This window comes from Klebsiella sp. JN_Kp126, from assembly GCF_033843325.1.
Classification (GTDB): Bacteria; Pseudomonadota; Gammaproteobacteria; order Enterobacterales; family Enterobacteriaceae; genus Klebsiella; species Klebsiella michiganensis.
The window spans coordinates 76,278-98,514 of the sequence record NZ_JAWXQV010000043.1; the positions used below are offsets into that span (position 1 = coordinate 76,278).

General features: G+C 54.5%; 21 protein-coding genes and 1 riboswitch. Of the genes, 6 read left to right on the forward strand and 15 right to left on the reverse strand.

The window, feature by feature from the left end; all coding sequences use genetic code 11:
* Positions 1-223 precede the first annotated feature (223 nt).
* Positions 224-661, reverse strand: coding sequence for a universal stress protein UspA (uspA, locus tag SIK97_RS03995; protein ID WP_004126268.1), 438 nt, complete (start codon positions 659-661; stop codon positions 224-226).
* Between the two features lie 380 nt (positions 662-1,041).
* Here uspA and uspB point away from each other — a divergent pair, with 380 nt between their 5' ends.
* A complete protein-coding gene (gene uspB / locus SIK97_RS04000; protein ID WP_004855171.1) occupies positions 1,042-1,377 on the forward strand; it encodes a universal stress protein UspB in 336 nt (111 codons plus the stop codon).
* Positions 1,378-1,443: 66 nt separating this feature from the next.
* On the opposite strand, the gene pitA is transcribed toward uspB, so the two are convergent.
* Positions 1,444-2,940, reverse strand: coding sequence for an inorganic phosphate transporter PitA (gene pitA, locus SIK97_RS04005; protein ID WP_014227140.1), 1,497 nt, complete (start codon positions 2,938-2,940; stop codon positions 1,444-1,446).
* Positions 2,941-3,169: 229 nt separating this feature from the next.
* Here pitA and SIK97_RS04010 point away from each other — a divergent pair, with 229 nt between their 5' ends.
* Entirely contained in the window at positions 3,170-4,366 is a 1,197-nt protein-coding gene (locus SIK97_RS04010; protein WP_014227139.1) for an NAD(P)/FAD-dependent oxidoreductase, read from the forward strand.
* 34 nt (positions 4,367-4,400) lie between these two features.
* Here SIK97_RS04010 and SIK97_RS04015 read toward each other — a convergent pair whose 3' ends face one another.
* The 5 genes from SIK97_RS04015 to SIK97_RS04035 form a co-directional block, all read right to left on the reverse strand.
* Positions 4,401-6,284, reverse strand: coding sequence for a sigma 54-interacting transcriptional regulator (locus SIK97_RS04015; protein WP_057173357.1), 1,884 nt, complete (start codon positions 6,282-6,284; stop codon positions 4,401-4,403).
* Positions 6,285-6,426: 142 nt separating this feature from the next.
* Positions 6,427-7,590: a metallo-dependent hydrolase gene (locus tag SIK97_RS04020; protein ID WP_057173356.1), complete on the reverse strand. Its 1,164-nt coding sequence runs from the start codon at positions 7,588-7,590 to the stop codon at positions 6,427-6,429.
* A gap of 12 nt (positions 7,591-7,602) precedes the next feature.
* Complete coding sequence (locus SIK97_RS04025) at positions 7,603-8,997, reverse strand: DASS family sodium-coupled anion symporter (protein ID WP_004126262.1); 1,395 nt, start codon at positions 8,995-8,997, stop codon at positions 7,603-7,605.
* 66 nt (positions 8,998-9,063) lie between these two features.
* Positions 9,064-9,762, reverse strand: coding sequence for an RraA family protein (locus tag SIK97_RS04030; RefSeq protein ID WP_057173355.1), 699 nt, complete (start codon positions 9,760-9,762; stop codon positions 9,064-9,066).
* 10 nt (positions 9,763-9,772) lie between these two features.
* Entirely contained in the window at positions 9,773-10,726 is a 954-nt protein-coding gene (locus SIK97_RS04035; protein ID WP_025106833.1) for a hydroxyacid dehydrogenase, read from the reverse strand.
* A 332-nt stretch (positions 10,727-11,058) separates the two neighbouring features.
* Here SIK97_RS04035 and SIK97_RS04040 point away from each other — a divergent pair, with 332 nt between their 5' ends.
* Entirely contained in the window at positions 11,059-11,391 is a 333-nt protein-coding gene (locus SIK97_RS04040; protein WP_025106834.1) for a LysR family transcriptional regulator, read from the forward strand.
* Here the strand turns inward: SIK97_RS04040 and SIK97_RS04045 are convergent.
* The gene (locus SIK97_RS04045) at positions 11,357-12,370 is read right to left on the reverse strand and encodes a magnesium transporter (RefSeq protein WP_057173354.1); all 1,014 of its coding nucleotides are present in this window, start codon (positions 12,368-12,370) and stop codon (positions 11,357-11,359) included. The two genes, SIK97_RS04040 and SIK97_RS04045, sit on opposite strands and share 35 nt — an antisense overlap.
* Before the next feature lie 56 nt (positions 12,371-12,426).
* Positions 12,427-12,610: riboswitch (M-box (ykoK) riboswitch) on the reverse strand.
* A gap of 253 nt (positions 12,611-12,863) precedes the next feature.
* Here SIK97_RS04045 and SIK97_RS04050 point away from each other — a divergent pair.
* Positions 12,864-13,421 carry a YagU family protein gene (locus SIK97_RS04050; protein WP_025106835.1) on the forward strand — a complete coding sequence of 186 codons (558 nt, stop codon included), beginning with the start codon at positions 12,864-12,866 and terminating at the stop codon, positions 13,419-13,421.
* Positions 13,422-13,471: 50 nt separating this feature from the next.
* Here SIK97_RS04050 and nikR read toward each other — a convergent pair whose 3' ends face one another.
* From nikR to SIK97_RS04085, 7 genes are all read right to left on the reverse strand, one after another.
* Positions 13,472-13,888, reverse strand: coding sequence for a nickel-responsive transcriptional regulator NikR (gene nikR / locus SIK97_RS04055; RefSeq protein ID WP_025106836.1), 417 nt, complete (start codon positions 13,886-13,888; stop codon positions 13,472-13,474).
* A 5-nt stretch (positions 13,889-13,893) separates the two neighbouring features.
* Positions 13,894-14,664 carry a nickel import ATP-binding protein NikE gene (gene nikE / locus SIK97_RS04060; protein WP_049080825.1) on the reverse strand — a complete coding sequence of 257 codons (771 nt, stop codon included), beginning with the start codon at positions 14,662-14,664 and terminating at the stop codon, positions 13,894-13,896.
* Positions 14,664-15,425: a nickel import ATP-binding protein NikD gene (gene nikD / locus SIK97_RS04065; RefSeq protein WP_014227131.1), complete on the reverse strand. Its 762-nt coding sequence runs from the start codon at positions 15,423-15,425 to the stop codon at positions 14,664-14,666. The genes nikE and nikD overlap by 1 nt, the downstream gene beginning before the upstream one ends.
* Positions 15,425-16,258: a nickel ABC transporter permease subunit NikC gene (nikC, locus tag SIK97_RS04070; protein WP_004855132.1), complete on the reverse strand. Its 834-nt coding sequence runs from the start codon at positions 16,256-16,258 to the stop codon at positions 15,425-15,427. The genes nikD and nikC overlap by 1 nt, the downstream gene beginning before the upstream one ends.
* On the reverse strand, positions 16,255-17,199 hold the full coding sequence (gene nikB / locus SIK97_RS04075; protein ID WP_032751595.1) for a nickel ABC transporter permease subunit NikB: 945 nt from the start codon (positions 17,197-17,199) through the stop codon (positions 16,255-16,257). The genes nikC and nikB overlap by 4 nt, the downstream gene beginning before the upstream one ends.
* Positions 17,199-18,767: a nickel ABC transporter substrate-binding protein gene (gene nikA, locus SIK97_RS04080; RefSeq protein ID WP_047722844.1), complete on the reverse strand. Its 1,569-nt coding sequence runs from the start codon at positions 18,765-18,767 to the stop codon at positions 17,199-17,201. The genes nikB and nikA overlap by 1 nt, the downstream gene beginning before the upstream one ends.
* A 465-nt stretch (positions 18,768-19,232) precedes the next feature.
* Positions 19,233-20,093 carry a LysR family transcriptional regulator gene (locus SIK97_RS04085; protein ID WP_014227126.1) on the reverse strand — a complete coding sequence of 287 codons (861 nt, stop codon included), beginning with the start codon at positions 20,091-20,093 and terminating at the stop codon, positions 19,233-19,235.
* A 97-nt stretch (positions 20,094-20,190) separates the two neighbouring features.
* Here SIK97_RS04085 and SIK97_RS04090 point away from each other — a divergent pair, with 97 nt between their 5' ends.
* Together SIK97_RS04090 and arnB are read left to right on the forward strand one after the other, a co-directional pair.
* The gene (locus SIK97_RS04090) at positions 20,191-20,697 is read left to right on the forward strand and encodes a phenolic acid decarboxylase (RefSeq protein ID WP_025106840.1); all 507 of its coding nucleotides are present in this window, start codon (positions 20,191-20,193) and stop codon (positions 20,695-20,697) included.
* 399 nt (positions 20,698-21,096) lie between these two features.
* Positions 21,097-22,236 carry a UDP-4-amino-4-deoxy-L-arabinose aminotransferase gene (gene arnB, locus SIK97_RS04095; RefSeq protein ID WP_004855110.1) on the forward strand — a complete coding sequence of 380 codons (1,140 nt, stop codon included), beginning with the start codon at positions 21,097-21,099 and terminating at the stop codon, positions 22,234-22,236.
* Position 22,237 lies beyond the last annotated feature (1 nt).

The following is a 22,237-nucleotide window of genomic DNA, read 5'->3' on the forward strand; positions in this document are numbered from 1 at the left end:
AGTATGAACGCGTATGCCAAAACGCGCTGAAAAAGGTTAATTTTGCGTAATGATATGATGTTTATCTATTTTGGCGAATTATTATATGGCTATATTGCTTTTGAAATGGTTGATCAACCTGGCATTGTGGCGATTATTTGGATTTATATGCTTTTGCGGCGGGGGGGATAAAAACGCCCGCGTTGGCGGGCGTTGGTCATCAGCGAAATGAAATAACGGCCTGTTATTCGTCTTCTTCGTCGCGCAGCGGGACAATCAGCATATCCACGTGAACGGTGTTGATGAGCTGACGAGCCGAGGACATCAGTTTGCTCCAGAAGTCCTGATGGTGACCGCAAACCACGAGGTCCATATCATACTTTTTAATCGCATCAACCAGCACCTGGCCAAGATCGCCGCTGCCGCTCAGGGTCTCAGTGATCGGATAGCCCGCGTTGGTGGACAGCTCGCTTAACGCGTGGTGAGTCTCTTCGGAGATGCGTTTCTGCATGTCGCCCAGATTGACGTCAATAAGGCCGGTGTAGAGATCGGAGTAATTCACATCCACGTGGATCAGGGAAACTTTTGCATTGTAGGGGCGGGCCATAGAAACGGCTTTTTCTACCAGTACTTTGCTTTCCGGGGACAGGTCTACTGCAATAAGAATATGTTTGTAAGCCATGGTGTTACTCCTTCCATAAGTTGTCGATGACCGTTGGACCTGACAGCCAGCGCTGCCGCTTCGCCCGCGTCCTGCGTGCTACATTCGCGGGGGGGAGTCCTTAAGGACCTAATTGTAGAAGATATTTCTACCTTATAGCGCCCCTCGCGATCCGTCAATCCACCTTGTTCAGCGAATAGTTAAACAAATATATCCGACTTATGCATTGATAATGATTAACGTTGTGGTAAAAAAATTAACTGATCTCCTACACTATTTAATGAGCCGGTCGGATAAATAAACGTGATCGGAATCGCACTCTTTCACAGTACAGTCGGTTTGATATTGGGGAGCGGTAGTCCCGGAGGGAGCCTCCGAGGACGGGTCGCCGGGGAGGAGGTATGATCAGCACTGTTGCGCTGTTTTGGGCCCTGTGTATCGTATGTGTAGTGAATATGGCACGCTACTTCTCGTCGCTGCGTGCATTGCTTGTTGTGCTACGTGGTTGTGACCCTTTGCTCTATCAATATGTCGACGGCGGCGGTTTTTTTACGTCGCACGGGCAGCCCGGCAAACAGGTGCGCCTGGTGTGGTACATCTACGCCCAGCGCTACCGCGATCACCACGACGATGAATTTATCCGCCGCTGCGAGCGGGTTCGTCGGCAGTTTATTCTCACCAGCGCGCTATGCGGCCTGGTGGTGGTCAGCATGATTGCCCTGGCTATCTGGCACTAGCTTCACGATACAAAAAAAACGGGCCAGTTTCCTGACCCGTTTATCTTTCTTGTTTCTGATATTCGCTTAAATAATCTGCAGCGAGAGCCAGTACAGCGCGCCGGACAGCAGAATCGCCGCGGGCAGGGTCAGTACCCAGGCCATCAGGATGCTGGTGACAGTTTTCTTCTGCAGACCGCCGCCATCAACGAGCATCGTCCCCGCTACCGAGGAGGAGAGCACGTGGGTGGTGGAAACCGGCATACCGGTATAGCTCGCCAGACCAATCGATACGGCGGCGGTCATCTGAGCTGACATACCTTGTGCGTAGGTCATCCCTTTCTTACCGATTTTCTCGCCGATGGTGGTCGCCACGCGACGCCAGCCGATCATGGTGCCGATACCCAGCGCCAGCGCAACCGCCATAATAATCCAGATTGGCGCGTACTCGATGGTGCTCAGCATGTCGGTTTTCAGCTTCTTCAGCAGACGCTTATCGTCAGCATTCACTTCCGGCAGCTTAGCCACTTTGTCAGTGGTGTCGGAGATGCAGAGCATAATACGGCGCAGATGGCTACGCTGTTCCACGGAGAGCGTGTCGTAGCTTTCGGTACCGGTCAGCATCGTCTTCACGCGGTCAAGCGCGTTGATGGTGTTTGCCGGGTGGCAGTGGAACTCGCCGTTTGCGGCAGCCCCTGCGTCCGGAGACGGGATGAGCTGCTCGGCGCCGGTCGCTTTTTTCAACAGCTCAGGACGCTGCTGGAAGAAGGTTTCCACGTTGTTGACCGCATCGCGGGTACGGGTGATTTCGTAGCCGGAAGCGTTCATATTGACCACGAAGCCAGCCGGAGCCACGCCGATCAGCACCAGCATCACCAGGCCAATGCCTTTCTGACCATCGTTCGCGCCGTGGGAGAACGCGACGCCAATGGCGGACAGAATCAGCGCAATACGCGTCCAGAACGGCGGCTTTTTCTTGCCGTCTTTCTTTTCACGCTCGGCTGGAGTCAGGTGGATACGGGCGCGTTTTTTGGTTCCGCTCCAGTAGCGACGCAGAATGAAAATCAGGCCGCCCGCTACGACCAGGCCAACGATTGGCGAGACGATCAGCGAGCCAAAAATACCCATGACTTTCGGGATGTTCAGCGCGTCCACCACCGACGTACCGGTCATCAGGGCATTGGTTAAACCAATACCGATGATCGCGCCGATCAGGGTGTGCGAGCTGGAGGCCGGAAGGCCGAAGTACCAGGTGCCGAGGTTCCAGATAATTGCCGCCAGCAGCATGGAAAAGACCATGGCGAGGCCATGTGCTGAACCCATGTTAAGCAGCAGGTCGGTCGGCAACATATGCACGATGGCATAGGCTACGCTGAGACCGCCCAACAGAACGCCGAAGAAGTTAAAAAGAGCCGCCATCGCCACAGCAAGCTGCGACCGCATTGCGCGAGTGTAAATCACCGTTGCAACCGCGTTTGCGGTATCATGAAAACCATTGATCGCTTCGTAAAAAAGCACGAAAGCCAGAGCAAGCAATAATAGTAACCCGGTATGTAAATCCAGACCGGCAAATAAATGTACCATAGGACGTTACGCCATTTTGAGGACATGAACGCGGCGCATTATCAGTGACTTTCGCGGCGCGGGCAAAGTGAAATATAGACTTTTTTTGATTTTCTTCCTGTTTAAGTTTTACCTTGTTGGGAGTATTCCTATATCTTTCAATGAGGTACGCAAATCTGTTTTTTTCAGTCTGGTGCGACCAGAATGAAAAATTTACAATTCCCGACAATCGGGATATGAGGAATGTTGTGTGGAAAGGTTTGATGCCATCGTAATCGGCGCCGGAGCGGCGGGAATGTTTTGTGCAGCGCAGGCGGGGCAGGCAGGCTGTCGGGTGCTGCTGCTCGATAACGGCAAAAAGCCCGGGCGGAAGATCCTGATGTCTGGCGGTGGCCGCTGCAACTTTACTAACATGTATATCGAACCCGCGGCATATCTCAGCCAAAACCCGCATTTTTGCAAATCTGCGCTGGCGCGCTACACCCAGTGGGACTTTATCGATCTGGTTAGCAAACACGGTATCGCCTGGCATGAGAAAACCCTGGGCCAGCTTTTCTGCGATGATTCCGCCGAGCAAATCGTTAACCTGCTGCTGGCCGAGTGCGAAAAAGGCGGCGTACACATTCGCCTGCGTAGCGAAATTATCAGCGTAGAGCGGGATGATGAGGGCTATACGCTACAGCTTAACGGCGAGACGGTGGCGGCGAAAAAGCTGGTGGTTGCCTCCGGCGGGTTATCCATGCCCGGCCTGGGCGCCTCGCCGTTTGGCTATAAGCTCGCCGAGCAGTTTGGCCTGAAGGTGCTACCGACCCGCGCGGGCCTGGTGCCGTTTACCTTGCATAAGCCGCTGCTCGAACAGCTGCAGGTGCTTTCCGGGGTCTCGGTGCCGTCCACCATCACGGCGGAAAACGGGACCGTCTTCCGGGAAAATCTGCTCTTTACCCACCGCGGGCTGTCCGGGCCGGCGGTACTGCAAATTTCCAGCTACTGGCAGCCGGGAGAGTTCGTCAGCATCAATCTGCTGCCGGATTGCCATCTTGATGACTTCCTTAACGAGCAGCGCGCGGCGCATCCCAATCAGAGCCTGAAGAACACCCTGGCAATGCAGCTGCCAAAGCGGCTGGTCGAGTGCCTGCAGCAGCTGGGGCAACTGCCGGACGTCACCCTGAAACAGCTTAACGTTCGCGAGCAGCAGGCGCTGGTTGAGACGCTGACCGCGTGGCGAGTCCAGCCGAATGGCACCGAAGGCTATCGCACGGCGGAAGTGACCCTCGGCGGCGTCGACACCAACGAACTCTCTTCGCGCACCATGGAGGCCCGCAAGGTGCCCGGTCTGTACTTTATCGGCGAAGTGATGGACGTCACCGGCTGGCTGGGAGGCTATAACTTCCAGTGGGCGTGGGCGTCAGCCTGGGCATGCGCGCAGGCTTTAGCGGAACAGAAATAACCGCCTGCTCTGTATCAGCGGACCCGGCTCCGCCTTATCCGCTGATATTGTGCTGCTTTAATTTGCGCCACAGGGTCGTGGGGCTGATGCCGAGCATCACCGATGCTTTGGTTCTGTCCCCGTCGGTTTTTTCTATGACATGGGTAATCAGCCGTTTCTCTTGTTTCTTTAATAAATCGGTTTCATCTGATGCCACGCCCGCGGCCGGGAATTGAGAGCTCTCGTTGGCGTCATCCGGTGAAATTTGACCGATCTGCAGCAAAACGTCTTTGCTCACTCGATCGATGTCCAGCAGGACGATGAGCCGGTAGATAACCGCCTGAAGTTCACGAATGTTGCCAGGCCAGCTATAGCGATGCAAAAAATCCACCGCGTCGGGGGTAAATGTGATTTGCTTACCTTGCTGATAAAGCAGGTGCTGAATCAACAACATGATATCGCCCGGTCGTTGGCGTAAGGCCGGTAGACTCAACTCAAGAATATTGATTCTATAATACAGATCCTGCCTGAACTCACCGCTGGCGACGAGCTGGCGCAGATCTTTATTGCTGGCGGTGATCAGGCGAAAATCGGCGGTGATCAGCGTATCGCCGCCGAGACGAGAGAATTGCTTCTCTTGTAACACGCGCAGCAGCTTAACCTGTACCGATAACGGCGCTTCGCTGATTTCATCGATAAACACCGTGCCGTTCATCGCCATTTCAAACACCCCCGGTTTTCCGCCCTTGCGCGCGCTGGTAAATGCGCCGTCGGCATAGCCAAAGAGTTCACTTTCCAGAATGCTCTCGGGAATGGCCGCGCAGTTAATCGCGATAAAAGGGCCGTGGCTTCTGGCGCTATGGTTATGAATACTCTGAGCGAAAAGCTCTTTACCTGTGCCGGTATCGCCCAAAATATGAATGGGAAGTTCGTGGCGGGCGCACAGTTTAGCTTTTTTTATTACATCGCGTATCGCCGGAGACTGGCCAATAATGTCGTCGAAAGACCAGGTTGTGGAAAAACCGCGGAGTTTACTTTTTTTGCTGATACTATTTTGCCAAAGTGAACTCTCCTGGTTTAATCCTGTAATAATGCTATAAGATGTTTGGCGGTTGGAAAAATGACGTATGGAAATAAAAATAGTTTGGCCGTTAATATCAACGGCCTGTTCTTTAATATCTAATTCGTTAATAATACTGGGGTAAATATCTTTAAATGCCTCTTTTTTGAATATTTTATCTCCGACATGACACTGGAATAAGCTCAGGCCGATAGCATTAATATTTATGATCTCACCCAACTGATCAATACACATGATGCCCTCACGTGCTTGATTCAGCGCGGCGTGGCTCATGATGAGCTTGGTATTTTCTCGGTTGAGATATTTTAATAAGCTATAAGCTTCATTGATGGCCTGCTCAATCGAAATATTATCGGCGTCTCCCATAATAGCATTGAGGTTATATTTTTTAGCCATTTCAGCAACCGTAAGGCCGCCGATGACCGTATGGTAATCGTTCTCTGAAAGATTTTTTATAACGTTTTCAATATCATTGTGGTTGTATACCTGGCAAATTTTAAACTCTTCGTTAGTCATGTTCTGATAATGACGTAAGGCATTACAAAATTGGGGGAAACCAACCGCGGCGATTTTTTGTGATTTGATTTTGGCCTGTTGTAAAATGCGATAAACGCCGTGAAAATCATGGGCGATCTCAATGACCGGGATACTAATATTGTTACGCAGGAGGGCGGCGGTGCCGCCTCGGCTAATAATTATCTTAGCGCCGGACTGGATCATCTCATTCGCTTTATCGAGAACGTCAGAATAACGAAATTCATATACCGGAACATCGAGCTTCCTCTCAATAAGAACATTCATGATGCGTTGGGTTATTGTTTTGGAAACTGAAAAAATGACAATTTCATTATTCTTCATATATTATTCGCTCAGGTGTTCTGGGTTTGCAATGTTTATTATATGGCGAGCACAGGGAGAATCAATGAGGGTGGTCATATAATACGATATTAAGAATAAAAGCCTTACGCATAGCAAATGCGTAAGGCTATGTCATTAGTGATTAGAAACGCAGGCGGCGGTAGACAATTTGACCGTTGCATAAGGTAGCGCAGTTATCGATATAACGGTCACCTTCGAGTTTGACCCCGTGGGTATCTTCAAAAATGACGTTCTCTTTTCGCAGCTTAACAATAGAAATATCAGCAAAAGCGCCGGGCGCCAGGGTACCAATTTGTCCCTGCATTTTCATTAAGCGGGCCGGCGTGGCGGTTACCGCGCGAACGATATCGAAGAAGGACATTCCCATGTTGAGATATTTCGACATGACGTGGAGCAGACTGTAGACCTTATCCGTCCGTAAGCTATTTCTCAGGGTGAGATCGGTGCTGATGATATCGGGATAAAATCCCTGCTCCATGGCGGTTCTGGCAACGTGAAAATCAAAGTGGGCCACGCCGTTTGAACAGTCGAAGATAACCCCTCTGGTCTGCGCCTCTTTTATTGCCGCATAGACCTCGCCCTGTTCATTAAGAATCGAGTGGCCGGTACCGTGGAAGCAGTGGGCGTAAATATCATCGGCATTAAAATAGCGGATCAGTTCATCGGCGCAGAGAAGAGAGTCCGTGACGTGAACGCAAATCGTGGTATCCAGTTTACGCGCCAGGGAGACGGTAGAGAGAAGAGGGTCGCTGGCGTACTGTTTCCCTTTGGCGATATCCTGGCTGTAGCGTAGTTTCAATCCCAGAATATTGTCTCTGTTGCTATTCAGCGTTTGGGCGATTTTCTCCTCGTTGTAATTCGCCGGATTGGTATTTTCCAGATACCCGGTCGGCCCGCCCCCGAGGGTGGAAAGCCCGACGTTGACCACGTTCAAATAGCTTTTGATTTTCACCATGGCAGGATGAATCACGCTATTGCGAAAAAGCTGATAATTCACCCAGCCGCTGCTGCCAGCATCGACCATGCTGGTGACCCCGTTGGGCAAGCATACGATGTCAGGGTTGACGCTGATGGCGGTCCCGCCGTGAAAAACATGACCATGGAAGTCGATTAAGCCAGGCAGCACGATACAACCCGCGGCATCAATCACCGTTTCGGCCTGCAAATCGCCAACGGTATTTAAGTCCACGATGCGATCGCCGATAACGCCAATATTACGATTAATATAATCATGACCTTCGAGATCGGCGACCAGACCGTTTTTAATCAGAATATCCAGTTTCATTTTATGCTCCTGTTAAATGCCGATAAACTTCCAGTAAGGAATACCGATCAGGAAGAAGATTAATACGTTGACCACCACCATGATGGTGCCCAGCATCCAGAACGTTTTTTGCGGGACGTAGCCGCTGGAGAACGTAAATACGCCCGCGCCGTTGCCGTAGTGCGTCAGCAGTGCGCCATAGCCTGCGGAGAAAGCCAGAGAAAGCGCCACGTACATCGGGTGCGCCTGGGTCGTCATTCCCAGGGTAAAGAGTACCGGATAGAAAGAGACGACGAACGCGCTGTTCGAGACAAAGAAATAGCGGACGGCAAGGCTGATAAAGACCAGCACGGCAATCGCGCTGATTTCATTGAGATGCGACAGGTCGAGATAGTTTTTGATAACGTCCACCAGAAAGACGTAGAACCCGCCTTTTGATAGGGCAACCGCACAGCCATAAAACGCGCCATACCAGACGAAGGTCTGCCAGGCCGATTTTTCGCTCACCACGTCATTCCAGCTCAGCACGCCGAAAAGCAGCAGACAGGCGAGGAACGCCAGGCCGACGGGAATAAAGGCGATGCCGGTGATGGAACCCGTCATCCAGCCGAGCACGCCCAGGACAAAGAACACGATCAGCAGCTTCTCTTCACGTTTTACCGGACCCAGCTCACGCAGGCCCTTCTCGGCAATTTCATTGACGTTATCGATAACTTTCAGTTCCGGCGCGTAGATTTTATACAGTATCCACGGCGCGAGCAGCAGCACCAGTCCGGCTGGCACCACGGCGGCTTTAAACCAGGTCATCCATTCGAGATTCACCTTCATGATCTCGTTGGCCAGCGAGACGGTAATTGAGTTGGTCGCCATCCCCGTCAGAAACAGGCTGGAGGTTCCCATTGAGACGACGTACATCAGGATGGTCAGATAGGCGCCGATTTTGCGGCTACCGTCGTCGGGCTTCGAGCCCAGCGCTTCGGCGATGTTCCTGAAGATGGGATAGGTAATGCCTCCCGAACGGGACATATTTGAACCCGTTGCCGGGGCCAGTACGGTATCCGTCACCATCATCAGATAACCCAGGGTGAGGGTATTTTTTCCATAGCGTTTTAGCAGCAGATAGGCGATACGTTTACCCAGTCCGGTAATAACAAACGCTTTGCAAATAATAAAGGCGCTGATAATAAACCAGACCATAGGGCTGCCAAAACCGGCAAACAGGGGAGCGGGGTCGAGAACCAGAGAGGCAAACCCGAGAATAATCAGCATAATGACCGCATCGGTAAACGGGCGCAAAACCAGCCCGCACAGCATCGCCAGATAGATGCCAACCATATGCCAGGTCGGTGCGGAGACGCCTTCCGGGTGCGGTATTATCCAAAATAAAACGGGGAAAAAGATAATGGGCAAGAGTTTTAAATAAAGCATTTTTATTACCTTTGCTTTAAAGCCACGGCCCGTCAGGGCGCCGCGGCCTGATATTATTTAATCAAATTAACGATACACGTCGTCGATAAACTCAACGCCGGTCTCATCCAGTGATTTTTTGACCCAAAGGCGATTCGCGGTGCCGTTTTTGGCGGCCTCTACTTTGCTGGCATCGAATTTTGCATAATCTTTGGCTTTATTCAGTACGGCTTCTGCGTCGCCGAGGGGGATAACAATCACGCCATCCGCGTCGCCGACGATCAGGTCGCCCGGACAAACCGCGACGCCGCCAACGGCGATCGGCGTGTTCACCTCCCCTGGACCTTGTTTAAACGGGCCTGCGGGGTTGGAGCCGGTAGCGAACAGCGGAAAATCGAGAACCGACAGCGCATCGATATCGCGGATAGGCCCGTCCAGCACGATACCGGCGATTTTTTTCATGCAGTGGGCATAGGCCACCATGATTTCGCCCATTAATGCCCGCGAACGGTCGCCTTCGTTGGAGACGACAATCACATCGTTCTCACCCGCCATATCCAGCGCGGCGTGCAGCATCAGGTTATCGCCCGCGCGGACTTTCACGGTGATGGCGAACCCCGCCATAATCGGCTTTTTCGGCGAAGAGATACGTTTAATGCCGTTACCCAGAACGGCAATACGGTTCATGGTGTCAGCAATATTCGCCGCCGGGAGCTGTTCAAATTCTTTAAGAAGATCGACGCTGCAGGTCGGACGCTTTAAAAAAATACGGTTACCAATAGTCATTTTTTTCTCCTTAAAAACCCGGGACCGGCCAGGACGGTTTCTTACCGGATAAGACTTCATCAATGCCAATCGCGGAATGGAGTGAGGCTCTGTCGGTCGCTTCAATGGTGGCGGCGCCAATATGCGGGGCAATCACGATATTGCTTAGCGAGAAAATCGGGTCGTTGGCATCAAACGGCTCTTTCTTTAAAACATCCACGCCCGCCCCGGCGATAGCGTGGGTGCTCAAGGCGTGATACAGCGCTTTTTCATCAACCAGCTTTCCGCGTGCGGTATTAATGAAATAGGCGGTAGGCTTCATCATGGAAAACTGTTTCTCTCCGACAAAATCGGTGGTTTCCGCCGTCGTCGGACAGTGCAGAGAAACGAAGTCGCTCTCTTTGAAAATACGGTCAAAATCGTTGGTAAGCTCTACGCCTTCGGGGATCTGCTGCTGGGTTTTATACGGGTCATAGGCGATAACTTTCATATTAAAGCCATGCAGCGCTTTGATTGCCACGCGTGAACCGATATTCCCGACGCCAATTAAACCCAGCGTTTTTCCATCCAGCTCCACTTTTGGCGTGCGCAGTTTTGCCCAGTAATAATCTTCAAGCATCTTTTCCTGTACCAGCTTGAAATTACGCGAGCAGTGCAGCATATAAAATATGGCCAGTTCGGCAACGGACATGCTGTTAGCAATTGGCGCATTTAATACGACGACGCCGTGACGTTTAGCCGACGCCAGATCGACCGTATCGTAACCGGCACCGTGACGCGCAACGACTTTCAGCTTTTTAGCCGCTTCAAATACGCGGTCGGACATTTTTGAAAGGCGGACGATAATACCGTCGCAATCGACGATGTCGCGAATGATATCTTCTTCTTCCATCCCTGAGCCGTTAATCAGTTGATAACCGCGGCTTTCCAGATATTCTCTCCCTTCTGCCATGATTTCCTGCGGGAGTAAAATTTTGTACGTCATTTAACTATCTCCAGTGTTGATTACGTGGAGGTAATTGCATGGCGTGTGCCATACCTTCATGCAAGATGGATTTTTTTTGTAATGTTTTGATATTTATGTGTATTTTGTTTTTTTTGTCAACGAGTTGTGGTGATGTTCTTCACATACCTGAACGCCGAAGTGAGGCCGGTTATTTAATTATGAAATGGCTGAAATGCATAATTAAATGTGCGAATGGTGAGCTTCACACTTTATTTTATTTATATACGGAGAGCATTTTCTTGTAGCGATTGACATTGCCCGGTGGACAACTTAAAACGTAAGCCAAAGGTTAATCTGGAGAGGTTTCGGCAATGAATAAATCACAGGTGGAGATATTCATGCTTATGGTTCGGGAGGGGAGTATTCATTTTGTATCGCAGCGGCTGAGTATTGCGCCTTCGTTGATAACAACCAGCGTATGTGCGCTTGAAAATGAACTGGGTTTCAACCTGATTAAGCGCGGCAGGAATATCAGAAAAGTTATCTTAACGGAAAAAGGACACGCTTTTTATCGGCTTGCTCCAGAGTTACTGAGATTGCTTAATGCGATTGCGGATATTCGGGCGGGAATAAAACAGCCCGGCAAGTCCTTCCCGCCGGGCAAAATAATCAGTTCAGCCCCAGGAAATACTGGGCAATTTTGAAGTAGATAATCAGTCCGGTACCGTCGATAAGGGTGGCGATAAACGGCGCTGAAACCACAGCCGGGTCGATGCCGACGCGTTTGAGCGTCAGGGGGATCACCGAAGACACCACCGCGCTCCACAGGGTAATGCATACCAGCGTCAGGCTGACAATCAGGGTGATCTCCATGCCGATGCCCATCATCCAGGCGCGCAGGCAGCCCGCCAGGCCGAGCGTAATGGCAATCAGCAGCGAGGTTGAGATCTCTTTACGGATTACGCGCCCCATATCGCGCAGCCGCACCTCGCCGAGCGCCATGGAACGCACGAGGGTGGAGGTGATCTGCGTCCCGCTATTGCCGCCGGTACCAATCAACAGCGGAATGAAAAAGGCCAGCGCAATCGCCGACTCCAGCGCTTCCTCAAAATGCTGCAACACGCTGCTGGTATAGGCTTCGGCGACAAAGAGCAGCAGCAGCCATACCGAACGTTTTTTCCACAGCGCCCACGGGCTGGTTTCCAGGTAGGGTTTTTCCAGCGGCAGCGTCGCGCCCTGACGCTGGGCATCCTCGGTCACGTCATCTTCCAGCAGATGCGCGATCTCTTTTTCCATCAGGCAGCCGACCAGCTCGCCCTTTTCGACCACCGGCACGAGGTCGAGCCCGCGCTCGGCCAGTTCGGCGACCACCTGCGGCCGCGGGTCGTCAGGCCTGACGCGAAACAGGCAGCTGTCCATTAAATAACGAATGGACTGGGCGGTATCGCTCTCCTGCAGCAGCTTTTTAATCGATAAACTGCCGCGCAGTTTTTTCCCGGCGACGACAAAAACCTGGCCGGGGATCTCATCGCTGGCCAGCTGAGAAACGAACAGCTCACGCGCTTCATGAACGCTGAAATGTTCCGGCAGGGTAATGAAATCGGTACGCATGTACTGGGCGATCGCGTCGCCGTCGAACGCTGCGGTAGCCTGATGTGCGGCGCACAGTTGAATGGAAGACATGGTGTAATTCCCTATAAAAAATCACTCATAGGGGCGAACAAGACAGGATGAGCACAGGCAGATCCCTACGTCCTGGTTTTAGCACTGCACAACGTATCTGCCCGGCATGAACGCCGTCAGAAGTTACCTTGGCAACACCTTGATTCGATGGAAGCCTGTATTTCCCTGAGTGGTCTCTCTCGATACCAACAGGGCGGTAACTTATGTTTATGCAGGAGCCTCGCCATAACGAGATCGTTAAATGAGGCCTGATTATTCGCGAAGAGAGATGATTAACCAAGCATATAATTCATGTGGTTTATTAATTGTTGAGAAAAGGCGAAAGTTTATTGCGATCAGGGCGATACGGGGATTTTCCCCTCTTAGGGTGAACAAAATTTTTTCAAACTATACTTAGCAATGGATGCGTTATAAATGCTATTTCCCGCGAGATTGTTGGTTGAAAAAACTGAGGTGACCCATCGTATAAGCGATATTTAAGAGGAACGCTGTTATGTTGAAAAACAGGATTAATCTTCAGGTTATTATCTGGACGACGCTCATTGGAGGGTTCATCAGCTCTCTGGTGAAGTCGGGAACGGAAGCTAATATGCCGCCCCGCGTGGCGGGCGAGATATCGCCCCCGGCGGCGCATATCGATGCCTGGCTCGGCTGGCTTGGCATTAATTCACACTCGCTGGACTACGTTTATCAGGGGGTGACAATCCCCGGCGCCGTCATGCTTTACCACTGGCTGTTCAGCTTTGCTTTTGCCTTTCTCTATGTCTTCATTTCCGCGTACTGGCCGAAAATCCGGCTTTGGTACGGCGCGGCCTATGGTCTGATTATTACTCTCGTTATGCACGGCTTCCTCATTCCCGCGCTGGGCTTCAGGCATCCCGCCTATTTAAACGGGGAAACCGGGTGGCTGTGGAACCTGAATGGCTACGAGCTGTGGAGCGAAACCCTCGGACATATTTGCTGGTCGTTTTCGATTGAAATCAGCATGATTGCCGTTCTTGCCCTGCTGGCAAAACCGATACGAGGCGCATGGGCCAACGAGTCGCCATAATGGCGTTAGCCCCGATCGCGCGTTAAAGAGTCATTTATCGCATCCCACGGCTATGAGTGGGGTGACTCCTTCTCCGTTGGCAAACACTGCAAATGGCCGTGGCGCACGCCGCGCTGGGCGATAACGTCATCGGCAAAATGCTGAACGTCGCCCATATCGCCTTTCAGCACGGCGATTTCCAGACAGTCGTCATGGTTGATATGTACGTGGAGGGTGGCGACGGAGAGGTCGTGGTGGTGATGCTGGGTGGAGACTAAACGGCTGGCTAAATCTCGCTTCTCATGTTCATAAACATAGGAGAGTACCGCGAAGCCCTGGGTGCCGTGCTCCTGAGCGCTTTCCTGGGCCAGCGCGCCGCGCAGAATATCGCGGATGGCTTCGGAGCGATTATGATAGCCGCGGCGCTGGCTCAGGCTATCCAGCGTGTCGAGTAAATCGTCATCAAGAGTAATCGTGATACGTTGCATCTGTTTTAAACCTTATTACGGCGCACGGGAAAGGCGGGAAGTACCGCATTTTGTAACACGCGACCGGCGTGGGAAGAAAACGTTAATTTGTCGCCCACGACCTGCGTCTCAACGATTTGCCCCTCATCCATCACCATCACCCGCTGGCAAAAACGCTCCACCAGACGTAAGTCGTGGGTGATAAACAGACAGGCGGTGCCAAACTGTCGCTGAAGCTTTTTGAGCAGACCAATGACGCCCGCCTGGAGCACCAGGTCGAGGTTAGACACCGCCTCATCAAGGATCAGCAGCTGCGGCTCAACCGACAGCGCTCGCGCCAGGCAGACGCGCTGTAGCTGTCCGCCGCTCAGCTGAGGGGGGCGCTTATCGAGCACGCTATTATCGAGATCCACCGCCCTGAGCATGTCGCTTGCCCGGGCCAGCTGTTGCGCTTTCGTCAATGACAGCAGATGTCGCATGGGTTCACGCAAAATCTCGCGTACCGTTTTACGCGGATTCACCGCGCTGATGGCATCCTGAAATACCATCTGAATATCCCGACGGAACGCCTTTTGCTTGGCGCGATTGAGCCGGGAGAGCGGTTCTCCCCGCCAGCAGACGCTGCCCTGAGTGGGGGGTTCCAGGCCAACGAGCAGGCGCGCCAGGGTGCTTTTCCCGCAGCCGCTGCGTCCCAGCAGGGCAACGGTTTCACCGCTTTTTAGCGCTAAAGAGACCTCTTTTAGCACCGTTGAATCGGTATATTGATGGGTTATCGCGGATACGCTCAGTAATGTCATCAGGCCAGCTCCAGTCCGTAGAGGGCGAGATGCGCCGCCACCAGGCTGCGGGTGATGCTGTGCTGCGGAGCGTTGAACAGGCTTTCGACATCCCCCTGTTCCACAATGCAGCCGCTATCCATCACCGCCACATCGTCCGCCAGCCGCGCCACGACGCCCATATCGTGAGTGACCAGCAGCATCCCGGGCCCACGGTTTTGCATAACACCTGCCAGCAGATCGAGAATGCGCGCCTGGGCCACGGCGTCCAGGTCAGTGGTGGGTTCATCGGCAATGATAAACGGCGCCTCGCACAGCAGCGCCATGGCAATCATCATCCGCTGCAGCATGCCGCCGCTCATCTCGAACGGATAAAGCTTCAGGACGCGCTGCGCCTCCTCCAGCCCAACGGCTTCCAGTACCGCCGTAAGCGTGGCGTCGTCTGCGGGTTTACCCAATGCCCGGCAGGTTTCCCGCGCGTGGGTCGCCATGGTGTGCAGCGGATTAAAGGCGCTGCGCGGATTCTGCATAATGGTGGCGATTTTGCTGCCGCGCAGCTCGCCGGGGGAGACCGGCTGGCCGTCGGCGAGGATCATCCCCGCCGTTTGCCGTACGCCGGGAGGCAAAATGCCCAGCGCCGCCGCGCAGGTTAGCGATTTTCCGCTGCCGCTGCCGCCAACCAGCGCCAGCACGCGCCCGCGTTTGAGCGTCAATGATACGCCGTGCACCAGCGGACGCTCGGCCTGTAAGACGATGTTTTGCAGTGTAATTTGTTGCGGCATTAGTGGGCGTGCTCCGCGATCAGATGAGGATCCAGGCGATCGCGCAGCGCGTCGCCCACCATGTTGAAGGCCATGACGGTGATAAACAGCGCCAGTCCTGGCCAGAACATTTGCAGCGGCTGGGTCCAGATATACTGGCGGGCGTCGTTAATCATCACCCCCCACTCGGCGGTTGGCGCGGTGACGCCGAGGCCGAGAAACGACATCCCGGCGACGTGCAGCATCATATGCCCGATATCCAGGGTCGCCAGCACCAGCAGCGACGGAATGACCGCGCCGGCCAGATGGTCGACGAATACCCGCACGTGTCCCGCGCCGGAAAGCCGCGCGGCGAGCACAAATTCGCGCTGGCGCAGGGAGATTGTCAGGCTGCGCACCATCCGCGCATACCACGCCCAGTGCGACAGGGCGATGGCGATAATTACGTTGGTCAGCCCGGTTCCCAGTACCCCCACCATAAAGAAAGAGAGGATTGAGGTCGGGAAAGTCATAAACAGATCCGCGACGCGCATGGTGGCCTGATCGACGCGGCCGCCGATAAGCCCGGCGCAGCCCCCGACGAGGAGTCCCAGCGCCAGCACCAGCAGCAGGCAGGCCATCACCGAGCCGAGCGATACGCGGGTCGCCGCCAGCAGACGCGAGAAGATATCGCGCCCCAGATGATCGGTACCGAGCCAGTGCTGGCTGCCGGGCGGCAGCAGGCGCGAAGGCAGATCGATCGCCTGCGGATCGTACGGCAGCCACCACTGGCTGGTGAGCGCAACGACCGCCAGCAGGGCGATGATAAGCAAAGAAATGCGGACGGACCCGCGTGAAGAGAGGAAAAAGTTCACGAGCGCGCTCCTTCATGGCGGCGAATGCGCGGGTCCAGCGCGGCGTTCAGCAGATCAACCATCAGGTTACAGACCACAAAAACGATCACCATCATCAGGGTGAAACACTGAATCACCGGATAATCGCGATTAAAAATCGCCGAGACGGCGTAGCGGCCCACGCCGGGCCAGGCAAAGATATTCTCGATAATCATCGTGCCGCCAATCAGCTCGCCGATATGCATCCCCACGGCGGTAATCATCGGCAGCGAGGCGTTGCGCAGAATATGGCGGCGCTCGGTTTGCCTGTCGTTCAGGCCGCGCAGTCTGGCCCAGGTTACGTGACGCTGCCCGGCGACTTCCAGCATGCTGGCGCGCAGCAGGCGGGCGTTGATCGCCAGCGACATAAAGGCGATCGACACCGCCGGCAGAATGATGTGCTGCCAGCCGCCATAGCCCATCGCCGGCAGCCATTGCAGATAAACCGAAAAGAACATCACCAGCAGGAAAGCCAGCCAGAAGTTGGGCATCGACACGCCGAGAAAAGCGATGATCCGCACAATAAAATCCGGCAGACGGTCGCGGTGCCGCGCCGCCCAGATGCCCAGCGGTACGGAGGTGAGGAGGATCAGCACCAGCGCGGCGCCGGCCAGCTGCAGCGTGGCGGGCAGAAAGCTCAGCATGTCATCCAGCACCGGACGCTGGGTGGCGAACGAAACGCCAAAATCCAGATGCAGCGCCTGCCACAGCCAGCTGCCGTACTGGACGATAAGCGGCCGCTCCAGCCCCAGCATCGCGCGGGTTGAGGCCACCATCTCCGGCGTCGGCGGCAGGTTTGACAGGCGCAAATAGTCCAGCGCCGGGTCACCGGTGCCCAGGCGCAGCATTAAAAAGATAATCACCGAGGCGGCGAAGATCATCGGTATCAGCAGCGCGACCCGCCGCATCGCGTAACGTAACATCAGGGTTTCACCGGCTTAATCTGTTCAAACGGAATTTCAGACGCGATCGGCGCGTAGGGAATCGCCCCCAGCTCCGGTCTGGCGACCACCATCATCGAGACGTAGCTGATGGGCAGATAGACCGCATCGTTGTGCAGTCGGGTCAGCAGGTCTTTGTACAGCGCCTGACGCCGCGTTTCGTCGGTGGTTTTCAGCACCTCGCCGATTTCTTTATCAATAATCGGTTTGTCGGCTAATCCCTGCTGCGCCTGAAAATCGGCGTGCGACGGTACGCGCATCGAACTCATAAAGGCGTGCGGATCGTAGGGTGCACCCCAGGTACGGTTGAAAATCATGCCGAAGCGACCATCGCGCTGGCGGGCATAAATACTGCTCTCTTCCTCGCCGACCAGCGCCACGTCCACGCCAACCTGGCGCATATCGGCCTGAATGATTTCCGCCATTGATTTGCTTAGCGCGTCGGTACCGATAAACGACAGCTCAACGCGCAGCGGCAGGCCGTTTTTCTCGCGAATATCCTTACCCGCAGGCAGGACCCAGCCCGCGTTTTCCAGCAGCGCCTTTGCCTGCTGCGGATCGTACCGGCGCGGCGTCAGGCCAATATCGGCATAGGGCACGGTGGGGGCGAACAGCGTATCGGCCACCTGCTGAGTGCCGTACAGGGCGTTATCAATCAGCGATTTTTTATTCACCGCAAAGTTCAGCGCTTCGCGCACCGCTAGCTCGTTGGTGGGGGCTTTGGCGGAGTTCAGCGCCAGCATCACCGTCTCTATCGGGCGGGAAAGCTGGGTACGGTAGGCCGGGTTGTGGCTGAAGCGGTCGAAGGTGTCGAGCGGCAGCAGCCCTTCGTTGCCGTAGAGCAGGTCAATATCGCCGGTTTCAAAGGCCACCGCGCGGGTCGTCGGGTCCGGGATCACCTTGACGGTAATTTTTTCAATCTGCGGCTTTTCGCCCCAGTAGCGATCGTTACGCACCAGCACGTCGTACTGATTGAGTTTTGATTCCTTCAGTACCCACGGGCCGGTGCCAATCGGCGCTTTAATGCCGTGTAGGGTCTCATTGTCTTTGAACTGCGACGGGGCGATAAAGCGGAAAGGGCGCGGCAGCGCCAGCTCCTGTAAGAACGGGTAGTAAGCGCTTTTCAGGGTGATTTGCAGTTGGTTTTGGCTGAGCGCTTTGACATCGACAATCTGATTGACCAGCTCCAGCCAGGCGTGGCGCTGGCGGTTATCGAGCACCACGCGGAAGTTCTCCGCGGCGGCATGGGCGTCAAACGCTTCGCCGTTGGAAAATGTCACGTCATCGCGCAGGGTGAAGGTCCAGACTTTGCCGTCCGCCGAGTGGGTCCAGCTTTTTGCCAGCCAGGGTTTTACCGAGCCATCCGCCTGATACTTTACCAGCGGCTCATAGACCATGCTCTGGGCGTACATCTGGTTGGGCGTATAGAGGTGCGGGTTGAGCGGCCCCACGTTGACCGGCCAGGCGGTGGTGATTTCATTGGACGCGGCGCAGGCCAGCAACGGGGCGCAGGCGAATAGCGCCAGCAGGGTGGTGCGGATAATAGACAAGGCTTTTTCTCAGCGACAGGAAAGTATGACGATTTTAATGATTCATCATACTTTCGGCGTAAGCTGGATCAATATCGGGCCTGAAAGTATAAGAAAACGGTATATCTCTTTTGGCTGTATGAGTTTACGAACCCGCCTGCAGCCCGGCTAAACGCAGCGCAAGCCGGGAAGCATCAGCTTCGGCACATTTCCCGGAGGCGATGCTGCGCATCTGTCCGGGCTACCAGACCACAGACGGCGGGGACCCTGTAGCCCGGGCAAGGCGCGATAAGCGCCGCCCCCGGGAGCAGCGCGCAGAGAGGCTGAATTTCCCGGAGGCGATGCTGCGCATCTGTCGGGCTACCGGCTCGCAAACGGCGGGGAACCTGTAGCCCGGGCAAGGCGCGTTAAGCGCCGCCCCCGGGAGCAGACCGCAGTGAATCTGTAGCCCGGCTAAGCGCAGCGCGAGCCGGGTAAACAAGCCCATCAGGGCGCTCTGAACAGATCCAGCAGCGTGGCGACCTGCTCATCAATAGGTGTTAAATCACGCTTAACGATCAGGTGCAGCGGCGTTGCCCGCCGCGCGCCGTGTCCCAGCGGCAGCGCCTTCAGCACCCCTTGTTGAAGCTGTGGGCCAATGCGCTCTTCCGGCAGCCAGCCAAACCCGACCTGATACAGCACCGCATCGATGGCGGCATCAATAGTGGAAAACGTCCATGCATCGCGGGAAGATTGCGGGTCGTTGCTGCGGTCGGCGATGCGCACCAGCGGCCAGGGGGCCAGCGCGCTGTCGTCCAGCGGCCCCGCCAGCGCGGAGAGTGGATGATCGCGATGGGCGACGGCGACAAAATCAATGTTCATCAGCCATTCGCCGCGGCCGGTAATATCCTGACGGCGGGTCAGCACCATCACGTCCGCCTCGGTGCGGGCCGGATGCTCTTCCTCAACGTTTTCCAGCACTTCGGTCAACCTGACCTGAGTTTGCGGGTAACGCTGTTGAAACTGGCGCAGAATGGCGAACAGCCGCTGGCGTGGGAAAATGCTGTCGACCACCAGATCCAGCCGGGTCCGGGCGCCGTCTCGCAGGGTGGCTGCATGGGTTTCGACATAAGAGAAGGCCTGCAGCAGCGGCTTAACCTGGCCGAGCAGCAGCTCGCCTGCCGGGGTCAGCACCGCGCGACGGCCCGATGGCGTCAGCAGCGTGACGCCCAGCCGCTCCTGCAACAGCGCGAGATTATAGCTCACCGACGACTGGCTGCGGTGGGTCTCGTCCGCCGCCTTCGCGAAGCTACCCAGCTCGACAACTTTCTCCAGCAGCGCCCATTGTTCCAGCGTAGTCTTGTGCATAATCCATCTAAAAAGTGAATGAGTTTAATCCAAACATAGCGTTATTCATCGATTTTTTAAAGCAGTATGCTTGTTCTCAACAAACAGAGGAGAACAGATTATGAGCACATTCGACAAACATGACCTGAGCGGTTTTATCGGCAAACATCTGGTTTATACCTACGATAATGGCTGGAACTACGAAATTTACGTTAAAAACGGCACCACCCTGGATTATCGTATTCACAGCGGTATCGTCGCGAATCGTTGGGTGAAAGATCAGCAGGCTTACATCGTTCGCGTCGGCGAAAGCATCTACAAAATTTCCTGGACCGAACCGACCGGTACCGACGTGAGCCTGATCGTTAACCTCGGCGACAAACTGTTTCACGGCACCATCTTTTTCCCGCGCTGGGTAATGAATAACCCGGAGAAAACCGTCTGCTTCCAGAACGATCATATTCCGCTGATGGTCTCTTATCGTGAAGCCGGTCCGGCTTATCCGACAGAAGTGATTGATGAGTTTGCCACCATCACTTTTGTGCGCGATTGCGGCGCGGATAATGACGAAGTGATTAATTGCCCGGCTAATGAATTACCTGACAACTTTCCTGCCAACCTGTAATCATTTTGAAATAGTTTCGTGATTCGACTGGATTTTTTATATTTGCTGAACGATGTTTAAAGATAGCTTATTGGAATCTGGTTGAGCATCCGTTTACTTTTCGCCAATGCGTTCCCGCTATTTCTCCGTCCGGCGGGAACGCTATAGCGCCTTTTTCTGCGATAAATCCCACTCTATCTCAATGATTTTTAACAAAATCATCATGCATATCTAATTAATATTAATTTCTTAATATTATCCTAAGCAAATCTGACTAAATTTAATAACATCTGAATACAAAATAATGAAATGCGCCATCGGGCTGATTTCGCTTTCATTTTCATTTTGTTTAGGTCAGCAGGTGCAGGATATTTCTTATCGACCCGGTTTTTCGCGGGTCATTCACAGAACAGGAACATGATGAGCGATTTTTTGCCGTTTTCGCGCCCGTCGATGGGCGACGCAGAGCTGGCTGCGCTGCGTGAAGTTTTGCAATCGGGCTGGATCACCACTGGACCGAAAAATCAGGCGCTGGAAGAGGCGTTCTGCACGTTAACCGGCAACCGTCACGCCATCGCCGTCAGTTCGGCGACCGGCGGCATGCACGTCACGCTGATGGGGCTGGGTATCGGTGCGGGCGATGAAGTGATCACCCCTTCCCAGACCTGGGTCTCCACGCTGAACATGATCTGCCTGCTCGGCGCGACCCCGGTGATGATCGATGTCGATCCCGATAACCTGATGATTACCCCCGAAGCGGTTGAAGCGGCAATCACCCCGCGAACCAAAGCCATTATCCCTGTGCACTATGCTGGCGCACCGGCGGATATTGACGCCATTCGCGCGATTGGCGAGCGTCACGCTATTCCGGTGATTGAAGATGCCGCCCACGCGGCGGGGACGTACTACAAAGGCCGCCACGTCGGGTGGCGCGGTACCGCCATTTTCTCATTCCATGCGATCAAGAATATGACCTGCGCCGAAGGCGGGCTGGTGGTGACCGACGATGACGAACTGGCCGCGCGCATTCGCAGCCTGAAGTTCCACGGCCTCGGCGTTGACGCTTATGACCGCCAGACCCTGGGCCGCGCCCCGCAGGCGGAGGTGATTTCGCCGGGCTTTAAATACAATCTCGCGGATATCAACGCCGCGCTGGCGCTGGTGCAGCTGGATAAGCTCGCCCACGCCAATCAGCGCCGCGCCGCCATTGCGCAACGCTATCTGCGCGAGCTGGCGGATACGCCCTTCAGGCCGCTGGTGGCGCCGTCGTGGGAGCATCAGCACGCCTGGCACCTGTTTATTATCCGCGTTGACGAAGCCGCCTGCGGCATCAGCCGCGATGCGCTGATGGAAAGACTGAAGGCCATGGGCATTGGCACCGGCCTGCACTTCCGCGCGGCCCATACGCAAAAGTATTACCGCGAGCGTTTCCCTGAAGTTTCATTGCCGCATACGGAATGGAACAGCGCGCGCATTTGTTCCATTCCGTTGTTCCCGGATATGACCGATGACGATGTCACTCGGGTCATTTCCGCACTGCACCAGCTGTCAGGACGTTGAT

Bases quoted from the DNA above. Each gene is read 5' to 3' on its own strand.
- uspB (WP_004855171.1), top strand. From the start codon at position 1,042: ATGATCAGCACTGTTGCGCTGTTTTGGGCCCTGTGTATCGTATGTGTA.
- SIK97_RS04015 (WP_057173357.1), bottom strand. From the start codon at position 6,284: ATGAAGAATAATGAAATTGTCATTTTTTCAGTTTCCAAAACAATAACC.
- SIK97_RS04030 (WP_057173355.1), bottom strand. From the start codon at position 9,762: ATGACTATTGGTAACCGTATTTTTTTAAAGCGTCCGACCTGCAGCGTC.
- uspA (WP_004126268.1), bottom strand. From the start codon at position 661: ATGGCTTACAAACATATTCTTATTGCAGTAGACCTGTCCCCGGAAAGC.
- SIK97_RS04085 (WP_014227126.1), bottom strand. From the start codon at position 20,093: ATGCACAAGACTACGCTGGAACAATGGGCGCTGCTGGAGAAAGTTGTC.
- nikR (WP_025106836.1), bottom strand. From the start codon at position 13,888: ATGCAACGTATCACGATTACTCTTGATGACGATTTACTCGACACGCTG.
- SIK97_RS04035 (WP_025106833.1), bottom strand. From the start codon at position 10,726: ATGACGTACAAAATTTTACTCCCGCAGGAAATCATGGCAGAAGGGAGA.
- arnB (WP_004855110.1), top strand. From the start codon at position 21,097: ATGAGCGATTTTTTGCCGTTTTCGCGCCCGTCGATGGGCGACGCAGAG.
- nikE (WP_049080825.1), bottom strand. From the start codon at position 14,664: ATGACATTACTGAGCGTATCCGCGATAACCCATCAATATACCGATTCA.
- nikD (WP_014227131.1), bottom strand. From the start codon at position 15,425: ATGCCGCAACAAATTACACTGCAAAACATCGTCTTACAGGCCGAGCGT.
- SIK97_RS04040 (WP_025106834.1), top strand. From the start codon at position 11,059: ATGAATAAATCACAGGTGGAGATATTCATGCTTATGGTTCGGGAGGGG.
- SIK97_RS04050 (WP_025106835.1), top strand. From the start codon at position 12,864: ATGTTGAAAAACAGGATTAATCTTCAGGTTATTATCTGGACGACGCTC.
- nikB (WP_032751595.1), bottom strand. From the start codon at position 17,199: ATGTTACGTTACGCGATGCGGCGGGTCGCGCTGCTGATACCGATGATC.
- pitA (WP_014227140.1), bottom strand. From the start codon at position 2,940: ATGGTACATTTATTTGCCGGTCTGGATTTACATACCGGGTTACTATTA.
- SIK97_RS04020 (WP_057173356.1), bottom strand. From the start codon at position 7,590: ATGAAACTGGATATTCTGATTAAAAACGGTCTGGTCGCCGATCTCGAA.
- SIK97_RS04025 (WP_004126262.1), bottom strand. From the start codon at position 8,997: ATGCTTTATTTAAAACTCTTGCCCATTATCTTTTTCCCCGTTTTATTT.
- SIK97_RS04045 (WP_057173354.1), bottom strand. From the start codon at position 12,370: ATGTCTTCCATTCAACTGTGCGCCGCACATCAGGCTACCGCAGCGTTC.